The sequence below is a fragment of the Sphingobacterium ginsenosidimutans genome (genome assembly GCF_039536865.1).
In the GTDB taxonomy this organism is placed as follows: Bacteria; Bacteroidota; Bacteroidia; order Sphingobacteriales; family Sphingobacteriaceae; genus Sphingobacterium; species Sphingobacterium detergens.
This window is the reverse complement of the sequence record NZ_BAAAZK010000007.1, coordinates 1115960-1129943: the sequence shown is the minus strand read 5'-3', so window position 1 is coordinate 1129943 and position 13984 is coordinate 1115960. Positions and strand designations below refer to the sequence as shown.

11 protein-coding genes are annotated in these 13984 nt (G+C 40.3%); 8 read left to right on the top strand and 3 right to left on the bottom strand.

Going from position 1 to position 13984, the window contains the following annotated elements:
* The first annotated feature begins 37 nt into the window (after window positions 1-37).
* Window positions 38-2470 carry an outer membrane beta-barrel protein gene (locus ABFX33_RS17130; RefSeq protein ID WP_346086997.1) on the top strand — a complete coding sequence of 811 codons (2433 nt, stop codon included), beginning with the start codon at window positions 38-40 and terminating at the stop codon, window positions 2468-2470.
* A gap of 86 nt (window positions 2471-2556) precedes the next feature.
* Here the strand turns inward: ABFX33_RS17130 and ABFX33_RS17125 are convergent, their stop codons facing one another.
* Together ABFX33_RS17125 and ABFX33_RS17120 are read right to left on the bottom strand one after the other, a co-directional pair.
* Window positions 2557-3051: a DinB family protein gene (locus tag ABFX33_RS17125; RefSeq protein ID WP_346086996.1), complete on the bottom strand. Its 495-nt coding sequence runs from the start codon at window positions 3049-3051 to the stop codon at window positions 2557-2559.
* A gap of 618 nt (window positions 3052-3669) precedes the next feature.
* Complete coding sequence (locus tag ABFX33_RS17120; RefSeq protein WP_346086995.1) at window positions 3670-3831, bottom strand: hypothetical protein; 162 nt, start codon at window positions 3829-3831, stop codon at window positions 3670-3672.
* Between the two features lie 230 nt (window positions 3832-4061).
* Here ABFX33_RS17120 and ABFX33_RS17115 point away from each other — a divergent pair, with 230 nt between their 5' ends.
* From ABFX33_RS17115 to ABFX33_RS17100, 4 genes are all read left to right on the top strand, one after another.
* Complete coding sequence (locus ABFX33_RS17115; RefSeq protein WP_346086994.1) at window positions 4062-4631, top strand: hypothetical protein; 570 nt, start codon at window positions 4062-4064, stop codon at window positions 4629-4631.
* 93 nt (window positions 4632-4724) lie between these two features.
* On the top strand, window positions 4725-5009 hold the full coding sequence (locus ABFX33_RS17110) for a hypothetical protein (protein ID WP_346086993.1): 285 nt from the start codon (window positions 4725-4727) through the stop codon (window positions 5007-5009).
* 306 nt (window positions 5010-5315) lie between these two features.
* Complete coding sequence (locus ABFX33_RS17105) at window positions 5316-6047, top strand: DUF6796 family protein (protein WP_346086992.1); 732 nt, start codon at window positions 5316-5318, stop codon at window positions 6045-6047.
* Between the two features lie 191 nt (window positions 6048-6238).
* Entirely contained in the window at window positions 6239-7108 is an 870-nt protein-coding gene (locus ABFX33_RS17100) for a pirin family protein (RefSeq protein ID WP_257091105.1), read from the top strand.
* Between the two features lie 304 nt (window positions 7109-7412).
* Here ABFX33_RS17100 and ABFX33_RS17095 read toward each other — a convergent pair whose 3' ends face one another.
* Window positions 7413-7991 (bottom strand): RNA polymerase sigma-70 factor, encoded by a 579-nt coding sequence (locus tag ABFX33_RS17095; protein WP_257091104.1) that lies wholly within the window; start codon window positions 7989-7991, stop codon window positions 7413-7415.
* 66 nt (window positions 7992-8057) lie between these two features.
* On the opposite strand from ABFX33_RS17095, the gene ABFX33_RS17090 reads away from it, so the two are divergent.
* From ABFX33_RS17090 to ABFX33_RS17080, 3 genes are read left to right on the top strand one after another with little or no spacing between them, the layout of a single operon-like run.
* Window positions 8058-9077 (top strand): FecR family protein, encoded by a 1020-nt coding sequence (locus ABFX33_RS17090; protein ID WP_346086991.1) that lies wholly within the window; start codon window positions 8058-8060, stop codon window positions 9075-9077.
* A gap of 56 nt (window positions 9078-9133) precedes the next feature.
* The gene (locus ABFX33_RS17085) at window positions 9134-12436 is read left to right on the top strand and encodes a SusC/RagA family TonB-linked outer membrane protein (RefSeq protein WP_346086990.1); all 3303 of its coding nucleotides are present in this window, start codon (window positions 9134-9136) and stop codon (window positions 12434-12436) included.
* A 16-nt stretch (window positions 12437-12452) separates the two neighbouring features.
* Window positions 12453-13979 carry a SusD/RagB family nutrient-binding outer membrane lipoprotein gene (locus tag ABFX33_RS17080; protein WP_346086989.1) on the top strand — a complete coding sequence of 509 codons (1527 nt, stop codon included), beginning with the start codon at window positions 12453-12455 and terminating at the stop codon, window positions 13977-13979.
* Window positions 13980-13984: the final 5 nt, after the last annotated feature.

Sequence of the window (13984 nt, the reverse complement as noted above, 5' to 3'; positions counted from 1 at the left end):
TTTTTTATCTGTTATTACGTACGATTAAGGGTAGCCAATGATCCTATTTGATTTTATAAAACTCGTATTGATTGCAACTGTCTTCTTATGGAGTGGAATACTCTATGGGCAGAATGATAGTGACCTGGTCAAAGGCAAGGTGGTTGATCCGGGGATGTCACCTGTTGCCTTGGCTACAGTAGGCCTGTACAGTAGCAGTGGGATATTGGTATCCAGTACAAACACCGATAGTCTCGGGACTTTTCAGCTTCGGGGTAAAATTCCGGGTAAATATTTTATCGCAGTGAAACACCTTGGCTACCACGATTATAGGAGCACGCTATTTGACCTTGCCAATAGTAATTTGGAGATAGTAAAACTCTCCCGACAGGAAAATAAGCTGGAAGCAGTGACAGTCGAAGGCAAAAGAGCGGTGCTGACGGTTGATGGCGGCACCATTGTCTATCAGGTAGAAAATAGTATCGGAGCACAGGATATTTCGGCCTTTGATGCATTGAAAAGAGCTCCTGGTGTACAGATCGAAAATGAAGTCGATATTACGCTCAATGGTAAAAGCGGGGTGCAGATACTGTTGGATGGAAGACAAACTTTTCTTTCGGGCAAGGAGCTCAGCGATCTATTGAAGTCGATGTCATCGAATAACATCAGATCCATCGAAATTGTCAATAGTCCCTCGGCTAAATATGATGCGAGCGGTGCAGCTGGTATTATCAATATCAAAACGAAGAAAAATCAGTTGAAGGGCTTGAATGGAAGTATAACAAGTGCCTTTGCTTATGGTGTCAGCCCGAAGCAATTGCAGCATATGACCTTCAATTACCGGGTGAATAAACTTAATGTATTTGGGAGTTATAACCATACACTTGGCCACTACAATTACTTGTATGGCACTAATCGTCAGCAAAACGGCAAATCCTATGACAGCCACACGGTCGATGTGGATAAGCGCCAGAAAATGGGCGCTCAGGTGGGGATAGATTACTTTCTCAATGATAAAAATACAATAGGTCTTTTGGTAAACGGTAATTTTATCTTCGGTGGCGGACTGACCAATACAGCTACGACGATTGCTACACTTCCCTCGGTAGTGTTGGAAGGATCTCTTGATGCTATCAACGATTACTACGGCCAGAGCACCAAGCGCTACAACTTTAATCTGAACTACAAATATGAAGATACGTTGGGCCGTAGCTTAAATGTGGATTTGGATTACGGTCTTTTTGATAAATGGAATAAAAACCTGCAATCGAATACCTATCGGGACAATGGGGGAAATGTCTTTGACGAGAATCTGTACCGTACGCTGAATGATATCGATATTGATCTAAAAGGGCTAAAGGTGGATTACGCTACGAAACTGTGGGACGGAAAATTGGAAGCAGGTGCCAAATATTCGGCTGTAGGTTCTAAAAACAATTCCCGGTTTTATCATGTCGGCCCTGTAAGTGATAGTCTCGATAATAGACGGTCCAATGATTTTCATTTTGACGAACGCATAGCTAGTGCATATCTTGACTATAAAAGAACGATCGGAGAATGGTCTCTCCAAGCTGGACTAAGGCTAGAAAATGCGAATTCCAAGGGTGTTTTATTTTATAGGGAGCAAGAAAAGGATCTGGATGATCAAATCAATAGAAATTTCACTAATCTTTTCCCTTTTTTATCTATCACTAGGCAACTGGCCAATAAACAGACGATTTCACTGTCATACGCTAAGCGTATTGAACGACCAGCCTATCAGGATTTGAATCCTTTTGTCTATATGCTCGATGAGCTGTCTTTCTGGAAAGGAAACCCTTTTTTGATCCCTTCACTGACCCAACGATTTTCCTTACTTTATTCCCTAAAGAGCTCGACGGTTGTCGGCTTAAATTATGCGTATACGGATCAATTGAATGCCAAAATAACGGATACATTGGAAGCTGATAAAATAATGATGATCAGCAAAAATGTGGGTACACAAAAGCATTGGTCGCTATCCTTGACTCAGACGCTATCACCAAAACCTTGGTGGGATATTACCTTGAATGGGTTGCTATATTATATTCACAATGATGTTTCATTTGACCAGTACCAAAACCTCAATTTAAAGCAGACTGCTGGACGTGTTAGCCTTCTTCAGTCTTTTAAGCTGCCGAATAAGATGCGGTGTGAGATTTCAATGGTCTACAACTCGAAGCGGCTGGGTGGAGCAAATACGATAAGTAGACCGATCAGTCAAGTGGATATTGCATTACAAAAGAGTTTATTGAAGGACAAGGCGACGCTTAGACTAGCCGTGACGGATGTCTATAAAGGCAACCAGATTAAATACACGCAGAATTTACCCGGCTTGCAGTCATCAAGCTATGGTTATTATGAGTCAAGGCAGGTGCGTCTTAGTTTTGGCTATAGATTTAGCCGTGGGGCGACAAAGGAACAGCGTAGTCGAAAGTCAGCGCTCGAAAGTGAAAGTGGCCGAATACAGTAACGAAAAAATAAAGGATGTCAATCAGCTCCTGTGTTTTCTAAATATCGCGTTCTTGTAAAGCCATTGAGAATGGATGTGTTAACATCTCAATGTTGAATTTTCAGAAACTTAATCGTAATACCCATCTGCCCGAGGTGGTACATGTCATGATGAATTAAACCCGTTAACAGGTACTTGTAATTGTGCGGAAAGGAGCTGTCAGCATGTGGGTAAGCAGTATGAAGGAAAGAATCATCTTTTCCTTCCAGAAAAGAAATAATATTTTGCTGTGTTGCGTGAAGATCCTGCATTAGATTTTCCCAACCACGTTTTCTTAACTCATCATTATTTCGCCAGTTTGCTGCATCACTCATCTCAAGTCCTCTTGGATTTCCCTTTAGGCGGCTTAAAACTTCCCTGCGCCACTCGATTAAATGGGATGCTAGTTCTGCGATGCTGTGCATTTCAGGGATGGGACGCTCAAAAGCTGTTGTTCCGTCCACCTGAGCTAGTTTCTTTGCAAAATTTTCGTCGATCCAGAGGTCAGCTGCTTCGACATCCTTTAATTGTTGAATATGATCTTTTATCAAAATATCATTCATGACTGTCAGTTTTAGTTCTTCTTTTTTAGAAAGGAACAATTGTTAGAAGGGGATAGTTTAAAGTTTGTGTATGTGTGTTTTGGGTTAAAGCGATCATCACGCAAGCTGAAAGGTCTCGCCCTCAATGTATAGCGCTTAGATCTTTTGTTCTGCAAGGTATCTGTATAAAGATTGTATTGATTACCCTGATATAATCGGTAGGTAATTCAAATGTTTCTTTTTGGAAAACGCGCTCTCCACAACTACTTGATAAGGCTTGTGTTTTTCAGAGGATTATTTCCTCAAGCTCCAACTGATCTTTTTTACACAAAATATTTCGCTCAGCGATTCTCATCGCATCATTACCTGGATTATTAAAATGGTATATTCCAAGAAGGATCACATTGACCTTCTCTTGGGCATGTAGCGATGTTGTGGTTAAAGATGAAAATAATATATTTCGACTTAAGTTTTTGTATATTATTTTCATATGATATGATAAATAGGGCTATGAATGACTTTACCGCTTAACGAAAATTTAATATAATATTATCTGATACCTTATATTACACAAATAGCTTTGTTGTCAAGAATAGTATAAAAAAGTAGAAATCCATATTAGCCAGCATTCCCAGGTATTTACGAAAGCGTACATCCATTTACACGGATAATAGTTTGCATACAACGAATGGTAAATAAGATGTACCGGATATCAATTTGCCGCTGTTGCCGGTCTGTAATTGCCTTATATTTAAACGTAACTCCATAGATAGTGGACAATGGAATAACTTTTTTAGTCATTTCTGCCTCACATAATTTCACCGATCTGATGGATGGATAGTGGTGAAGTTTGTGTTTAATTTGGTTATTGTAGTGTGTTGATTATTAATTGTTATTATGTTTTTTTGTAAAAGGGTATTAGTCGGTATTGAACTGCTATATGCTAATGGCTAGTTTGAAATAGTGGTCATGGGGCGGTGCTTATTAGTAGGGGAATAAAAGATAAATTCTATAAATCGGAAAATTAAGACATGGAAAAAAATATTGAAAATAATACCATATCGTTGACAGTGATCGGAAATCTGACATTTAGAGCACTTAGCAGCAAAAGATATCAGATAGCCATTGGACTGATCCTGATGGCTATTCTGATCCCGGTAGCAGCCTTTATGGGTTTTGTAATGCACAATAATATCACCGATTTGAATAGGGGACAAATAATCGGTATTATGGGAGGCTTAGGTATTGTGTCCTTTGTTTGTGTCGCATTTATTTTTTCGAAATTCCTCGCTAAAAAATATATCATGGCATTTTATTCAGATCGCATCGTGGTGCAAGGGGACGGGGTACGACAGTTTAATTTGGACAAGATCGTGAGTTTTGATATTTGGAATGATTCCGACTATGCTAAAATCGTGATCAACTACCAGGATAAGTTGATCAAGTATCATGTAGGTTTCGCTAATTTGATCTTTGGCAAACCTATTTTGGAGGAAAGAGATAAACTGGATACTATCTTTACCAAAGAAAGAGGCTTTAACAAAATGGTAGAAAACAGGAAAGGAATAACCAGGATCTACTATTCCATTGCGGAATTCTGACTGGAGCTTTTATTTTAAATTCAATAATTCGCTTTTAATATGATATTACGGAAAATAATACATAGTAAATCCAAAGGTCATTATGGAATAACTATGAATTATCAAGAGGCTCTTGCATTGTTCTATACGCTGAATTGGGATGATGAAAACACATTTTACAACCAAGAATTCGGGGATTCTTATTTACAGTTGAAACCCTTAGATAGGACTGAAGTAGCGGATAATAAAGTAATCAAAGTGGAGATACTAATAGATGAATATCTGATCAAATTTGCCGTCACAGCAGTGACGATGAGCGAAGCGACTGCTTTGATAAAATACTATTTTGTGCATGATAAAATCGGTAATATAGATTCCTATGGAGTCGGATATCCATAATGGATTTGTAGCGATGAACTTGGGATTTTTAATTGTGTTTTGTGTGTGTTTTCTGTTTGTAATCTAGTTGGTTATATTGTTTATATGAATTAAAAGTGTAGTGCTAAAAATGCATGCTTATAACCAATGGTTATGGTTGTTTTTTGAGTGATTTAATGTTTTTTAAGCAGAGACGACTGTTGCGTATTCTCAGTATCCATTCAAAAAATCCCTTCTGCGGATAAATTGCTCCTTTAGACGGATTCTGTATAGCTTCCTTAACAATATCTTTGCAGCATATTTATATTATTTAGAATAATTCTTGATATGCTTTACACAACAAAAATTAAATGGTCATTTATTGCTAGTATACTGGCAGCGGTATGTTGGATTATCGGAGATATGTTTGTCGCGGGTTTTGATGTAGATCCTGGGGAATATCCACTTTTTTCGAAGACTTATGCGGAGCAGGTGGATGTGGGTATTGCGGTACTCATGCTGAAAGGGTCGAGCGAACGTCTCATGTTTGGTGCACTGATTGCCTCGATGACAGCTACTTTATTCTTACCGGGCGTGTGGCTGGCCTATCAGTATTTTAACGACAAATCAAGGTGGTATGCCTGGGGGACTTATTTTGTGTTAATAGTCAGTGTTATGTTGATGCCGCTAGGTCATGCGGACTTTTATTATACGGGTGAAATATATAAAGCGATATACCACAGCGATCCGGTCGCTCATCCATATCTGTTGGAGACAGCATCAGGCTTTACGAAGGTACTGTATATTGCTTGGGGGACGGCTATTGTGGTGTTGATGGTAGGCTGGCTGCTGTTTTCGATACTGGTTTTTATGCGGAGGACACAGTTACCTCGCTGGGCAGCCTTTATCAGTCCTGTTTTTATCACTATATATCAGTTGCCCTTGAGATTCCTACCCTCGTCTGTACTGAAGGGTTGGTTACTCGCAGCGGGATTTAATATTGCCTACCTGATTTTTTTTATCTTGTTGTGGCTGCTTTTTAAAAAACCTGCAGCTCAAGAGACGCTGAAGGATTCTTAATCTACATTAAGCTTTTAGCTTAAGCTAGGTTATTGGCTTATACCTCTTTGTTTGCGTAAATTTGAATATACAAAATCGAACAGCAAGCAAGCAAGCAAGCAAGCAAGCAAGCAAGCAAGCAAGCAAGCAAGCAAGCAAGCAAGCGGAGCGTATTCGGTGATGTATGAATTCAAAAGATAGGAGTATTAAAAATGAAAAAATCAATTGAAAAAATCTTCCCTCGTCCTGCACAGCCCGGTATGGTAGGTGACGGATTCCGTGTTTATAATATGGTTCCCGGTAACGGCATTACCAAGAGACGGATGAGTCCTTTCCTCTTATTGGATTTCAATGCGGAATTTGATTTTGGTCCATCAGATCATATTCGTGGGGTAGATGTTCATCCGCATAAAGGGTTTGAAACAGTTACAATCGCCTATAAAGGCAGTGTAGCGCATCACGACAGTTCAGGCAACAGCGGAGTGATCAATCCTGGGGATGTTCAATGGATGACAGCTGGAGCAGGAATATTGCACAAAGAGTATCATGAGGAGAATTTCTCCAGAGCTGGTGGCCCCTTTGAAATGGTACAGCTTTGGGTTAATCTTCCTGCAAAGGATAAATCTACCGAAGCACATTATCAGGGTATTACGGCAGATCAGATGGGCAAAGTACAGTTGCCTGAAAATGGCGGGATCGTCAATATCATAGCCGGTGTATTTCAGGATATAAAGGGACCTGCCGAAACTTATACTGCAGTCAATCTCTTTGATATTAAATTGGAAAAGGGACATCAGACAGCATTTAGTGTTCCGCAACATCACAATTCCGCCATTCTGGTGGTCAATGGAGAAGCGGAGGTCAATGGACAGTTGGCCAAAGAACATAGTTTTGTGCTGTTTGAAAACGATGGTGAAGAAGTCGTGATCAAGGCCAATGAGCAAGCTGTCTTATTGTTTATGAGTGGAGAACCTATTGACGAACCTATTGTAAGCTATGGCCCTTTTGTAATGAACACACAAGAGGAAATCTATCAGGCTTTTGAAGACTTTCAGGCTGGTAAATTTGGTACACTTGAATAATCATTAATGGAAAACCACTGTACTATTCTCTGCTAAAAACGGTTGCCGAATATAATTATCGGTTAATTGATTTCGTTATGAAAATATCCCCTAAGCTCAAAAGCTTAGGGGATATTTTTTGAATAATGTACTCTTTATAACAAGCCTCTCTGTTTTTTTGTTTATAGATAGGCCTAGTATTCGAATAGCGACTAAGACGCTTTCTTGCTTTAAATGGTAGCAGATAATCCAGTAAAAAATAAGCTCAATAACAAAAAGGTATTTCAACTTGATGCGTAAGGGTCGAGTATAGAAACCGGGAAAGTTATATGCGTAGCATGGGGTAAAAATAGACCAATAAAGGCAGGTAATTCCTGAGGTCTTTCCTCAGGATTTTCAGCGCTTGTTGGATGCGGTAATCAACGGTCTTGGGTGAAACTCCTAATTTTAACGCAATCTCTTTGTAGGTGAAATTCTCAAACCTATTCAATTCAAAAGCCTCACGAAACGGACTAGGCAGATTGGCGATTGCTTTATCGATCTTCTCTTTCAGTTCCTTTTCAAAATAGAGATCCTGGCTCGATAGCTCGAATCCACTCAGCTGGCTTAATTCATAAAAAGAACTTGCTTTTGTTTTTTCCTTCTTGATTGCTGTCAAACAGCGGTTGCGTACAGCTGCAAATAGATAGCTTTTTAGGGAAGTACTAAAATAGAGGTTCTCACGGTTGTTCCAGAGCCATAACATCAAGTCCTGTACATTTTCTTGTGCATCAGCTAATTCCACATATTGCTTCCCATAAGCCAATAGCGGGGCATAGTACTTTTTGAAAATAGACTCGAATGCGTATTTATCTCCTTTAACCAGATTTTCGACGAGGATCTCGTCGCCTAAACTCGTATTCATAAAATAATAAAAAAATTTTTAGGATATACTCCCCTTAAATAGTCATCCTTTAAAATCATTGTAAAAATGCATAAAAATGATGAATATATAGAAACTCTGCTTTTGAATTTTGTTAATAATAATTTAGCGGCAGATGAAGAGGAGTTTTTGCGGGGTTGGCTGCTGGAATCAGAAAGCAATCGAGACAGAGCACGTGCCTTCTGTGAATTTTACCATCAGATCGATGCCTACACAACTTTGGAGAGCACTGATACTGATCAGGCATTTGAGAAAATGACCGGGAAAATCGGTGAATTTAGGCCGGTTCGATCGCTGAGCTATCTCCGGGTACTCCAACGTGCAGCGGCTGTACTGTTTATTCCACTGTTGCTGGTTCAGTTGTATCAATGGTACGACAACCGTTCTGGTTCCGAAGCTTGGGTTACCATGCGGACCAATCCAGGAATGGTAGCTTCAATACGATTGCCAGATAGTTCAACGGTGTGGTTGAATGCAAATACAGTGATCAGCTATCCGCAGAAATTCAATAAAGAGCGACTTGTCAAACTGGACGGTGAAGCCTTTTTTGATGTAACAAAAAATCCTGAAAAGAAATTTAAAGTACAGACTCCTGCGCAGGCGGCTATTGAGGTATTGGGAACCCGTTTTAATGTAGATGCCTACCATACGGACTCGACTGTGCGGGCAACGCTTGAAGAGGGAAGTGTACAGTTTAATTACCAATCCAATACAGGGTCTAAATCCTTGCTACTGCAACCGAGCCAGACTATAGTCTATAACAGGAAAAATCAGTCGATAGTGCCTAACGAATTAAATGAGAAGACCCTGACCTCCTGGAAAGATAATCAGATCGTACTCAAGAACACGAGTCTAACTGAGTTACTGACAATTGTATCCAAGCGATTCAATGTCAAGTTTAATTTGAAATCGTCGAAACTGAATGACGAACGGTTTACGGGTGTGTTTGATTCGCAACAATTGATTACGGTGTTGGAGCATATCAAAATATCCTCGCAGATCCAATATAATATGATCAATGATGGTAGCAAAACCGATGGTTCGATCACGGTGGAACTCTATAAATAAGCCTTATTACTATGTAAACAATAAAATTCTACTTATACAATTTATTAACCATTATCATGAACAAGTTAAGATTAAAACTGATCTTATTGGGTTTTGGAATCTCTGCATTCCAATTTGTCCAAGCCCAGCAGAAGTCACTGACTTTGTCTGTCAGCAACAAAAGCATGCAGACAATCCTGGATGAAATTGAAAAGAAATCGGGTTTTCGATTCTTCTACAACAACAATCAGATTGACACTAAGCGTAGTTTTTCGGTCAATGCCAAGGGCGAGGATATCAATGCCGTGCTTGAGCGACTTTTTAAAGGCACTGAAATCAGTTACCGTATTATGGAAGGAAATATCATCCTTTCGGTAAAGGAAAAATCAAGTGTTACGAAATCGGAAGGGCAACAGCAGCTGATTACGGTCAGTGGTATCGTATTGGATGAATCACAAAAGCCCTTTTCCGGAGCAACGGTAAGTCAAGGGGAACGAAAAACAAGTACGGATCAACTGGGGAAATTTACGATCCGTGTTCAAGCTGATCAAAATCTATTCGTCAATGCTCTTGGTTTTGAAAGTGTGGAGCTGAGCCCTTCAAGCTCACATGAACTTCGTGTCCAGTTGAACACAGGAAACAGGGCATTGGATGAAGTCGTGGTGACCGCCTTAGGGGTAAAACGTGAACAGAAAGCGTTGGGTTATGCTGTCCAAAAGGTAGGTGGAGCAGCACTTTCTTCAGCTAAAGGTGTGGATGTAGCGACTTCGTTGACAGGGCGTGTGGCCGGTCTGAATATTAAAAATAGCACTGAGTTTAACACTACGCCAACAATTGAACTACGCGGGCGTACACCCTTGATTGTAATTGATGGGGTAGCGTCGCAATTTGTTAGTCTACGGGATGTTCCGGCAGATGATATAGAAGATATCAGCGTATTGAAAGGAGCAACAGCTGCGGCGTTATATGGTTCCAGAGGCGGTGCCGGAGCCATCATGATTACCACAAAAAAGAGTAAGGGAAAGGGATTGGATGTGCAGCTTAATAGTAGTACAATGTTTAATGCGGGTTATCTGCGGAGACCAGAGGTCCAGACATCCTATAGTACAGGACAGGGCGGTAAATATAAACCGGGAAGTTATGTCTGGGGCGATAAGTTGGATATCGGAAGAACCGCAAAGATTTATAACCCTTATACTTTTCAGGAAGAGGATACCGAATTACGATCTGTAGGAAAAGATAATCTGAAAAATTTTCAACAACAAAGCTTTATTACCAATAATAATATAAGTATCGCTCAACGGGGTGAAAATGGTGGCGTCAGAGCTTCTTTTACGCATGTATATAATAAAGGCCAGTATGAAAACAACAAGCTGAACAAGATGACTTACTCCGTCTCCGGTGATATGACTGCTGGTAAATTTAAATTTGAGGGCGGGCTGAATTATAATAAGCGGTACTATCCAAATATGGGAGCCACAGGGTATGGTGGTGGCGGTATTCTTTACAACTTAACTGTTTGGTCGGGAACCGAATACGATATTAGGGATTATAAGAATTATTGGGTGACACCTAATGAAAAACAGAACTGGATGGATGCTTCCTGGTATGATAACCCGTATTTTATCGCTAATGAAATTGTGCATTCCGGTGATTACAATATCCTAAATGGCTACCTAAATACCGAGTTTAAGTCAAACGACTGGCTGACAATCACGGCACGTCTGGGTTCGGATGTTTATTCGCAGCTCGACCAATACCAAAATCCAATTGGTGCCGTGGGGGGATGGCACCGGTTAGGCTATTTCTCAACAAGCCGTGAGGGTGGCTATAGTGTGAATGGAGATTTGATGGCAACAGCAAAGAAACAGTTTGGCCAATTCAATGTTGAGGGCTTCGTGGGTACGGGAATAAACTACCGCAATAAGGATAACCAAAATGGAAGCACCTCAGGTGGGCTAACGATTCCAGGATTCTATTCGCTAAAAGCTTCGGTCAATCCAGCAACAACAACATCTCAACTCGAGCGGCGCCAGGAGAATGCAATATATGGACGATTTACTGCTTCATGGAAAAATGCCGTTTTTTTGGAAGTGACGGGACGTAACGATTGGAGCTCTACATTGGACAAAAATAATCGTTCATTTTTCTATCCTTCGGTATTGTCCAGTGTGGTACTCTCTGACTTATTGAATCTGCCTTCAGCCATTAGTTTCTGGAAGGTAAGAGGCTCTTGGACAAGGACAAAAACGGCTCCCGATATCTACGCCATTAACCAACAGTATACAATTAATAGCGATGTTTGGCAGGGGTTAGGAACAGCTTCTTATCCATCCACGTTAAGAAATGCTTCGATTAAACCAGTCACAATGGATTCATGGGAATTGGGTACTGGAATCAATTTACTGAAAAATAGAATACAATTTGATCTTACCTACTATGACGCATTAACATTTAACCAACAGCGTGATGCGGCTATCAGCTCTGCCTCAGGATTTTCTAGAACACAGATCAATATCAAAGAAGACCTACGCAGACGCGGTGTGGAGATTATGCTAGGTGCGGACGTTATAAAAAGTGCTGACTTTAATTGGAATTCCAAAATCAACTGGTCTCGAGAACGCTATACGTATGATCGGGTGGATCCGGATTACTCCACAGATAGACCTTGGGTAAAAGATGGTGCTCGATGGAACTGGGTGGCTATTAATGATTGGGAAAGAGACCCTAGTGGTAATATTATCCATTATGGCGGATTACCTAGAGCGAGTGCCTACCAAACTGTCGCTGGATTTAACGAAGCTGACTTTATCTGGGGCTGGTCAAATACTTTTTCATACAAGCAGTTTACCTTAAACCTATCTTTTGATGGTCGTGTTGGTGGTATTGCTCAAAGTGTGACTGATCAGGCCATGTGGAATTCGGGAAGTCACCCTGATAGTGATAACGAATACCGCTATGATATGGTGGTCAATGGAAAGAATAATTATGTAGGTCAAGGTGTGAAGGTGCTTTCTGGTTCGGTTGATTACGATTCGTATGGTAATATCACCAGAGATGACCGTGTATTTACTGCCAATGATGTACCAGTGTCCTATGAAAACTATCAAATTCGTATGGCACCTTATATTGGTAGTCCAAGATCACAATTTATGTTTTCGCAGACCTTTGTCAAATTAAGAGATCTGAGCTTAGAATACCGTTTGCCAGTTGCCTGGTCACAGAAGATCAAAGCCAAAAATACATCGGTAGGTTTAATCGGGCAGAATCTGTGGATGTGGGCCAAGGACTTTAAATATTCGGACCCGGATATCGGTAAAGAAAACTTAAACTCAGCGTCAATCCGATATATCGGGATGAATGTAAAACTTCAATTTTAACTTAAACAGCAGCATCATGAAACAGAAAATAAATAAATTATTTGTACTAGTATTGACCTTGGGTACAACTTTTACATCGTGTAATAATTTTGAGGATATCAATACTGATCCCAATGGATCAACACTAGCGTCAAGGCCGCTATTAGCGACAAATATTATTTTGGATTTGACTTCGAGTAGTATGGGTAAGCCATTTTACGCCAACCAGCTGGTATCTAAAAGCTTGGCCTGGGGAGAAAGCGCAGATGGCAACCAATATAATTCTTTTGGTCGATCGGACCTGAGCGGCTACAGTACAGTAATCAACGGTAATAAAATGTTGGAGTTGACGACTGATGCAAATAGGCCGGCTTATGAGGGACTATATTACTTTGCTAAAGCCTATCAGATGTTTTATCTAACGATGACTTTAGGAGATATCCCTTATACTGAAGCGTTCCAAGGGGAAAGCGGGATTTTGAAACCTAAATATGATACGCAGAAAGAAGCCTTGTTGGCTATTTTAAATGATCTGGATCGATCTTATGAGGCTTTTGGTAAAGGAGTCAAGCTGGAGGCTGATCCAATTTTTAAGAGTGATCCGGTCAAATGGCGAAAGACTGTGCGCGCTTTTCAGCTTAAAGTATTAATGCATTTGTCTATTAAACAGACTGATAATGACCTGAAAGTGGCCAGCCGCTTTCAAAATTATGCGAAATCGGATTTGATGACCTCTAATGCGGACAACTTTCAACGCATTTATTCCAATAATGCCAAAGAATATTATCCTGTATATTTTACACGGCTTAATCATAATCCCTATGCGATGTTGAGTTATCTAATCATCGATAAATTGAAGGAAAGCTCAGATAACAGATTGTATTACTTTGCCAAACCGGCAAAAAGCGAAACAGATAAACAGGTGCCAGCCAATAGTCCGGATGCTTATCTAAGTGTTGACCCTTCAGCTTCATTTGATGTGATCAGCAAAAGATGGTCTTCTGGTCAATTCTCAGGAATTAATGCACGTTATACGCAATTGCCTAGCGGGGAGCCTATTGTTAAGTTAGGCTATGCTGAACAGCAATTTATTTTGGCAGAAGCTGCCTTGCGTGGCTGGATTCCAGGCCAGGCGAGTAGCTACTACAATGAAGCCATCCGTGCGAGTATGCTATTTGTGGCCGATAATACACCGGATGTTGCGGACTATCACCATAATAAAAAGATTGATGGTGCCAATATACAAGCTGTACAAAACCATCCGTCAAACCTTTTAACCGGAAACTTTGAGACAGATTTGGAGAAAATTATGTATCAGAAATACCTGTTGTCTTTTATGCAACGCGAGTGGGAATCGTATTATGACTATAGACGTACAGGATATCCGAAATTTCCGATTAATCCGAATACGAATCAGAATATCACGAATACAAAAATGCCGATGCGCTGGATGTATCCAAGCTCAGAATTTGATACCAATCGGGAGAATGTGGATGCGGCGATACAACGTCAATGGGGTGGTGTAGACAATGTAGACAAAATCATATGGTTGTTACAAAAATAAAATAG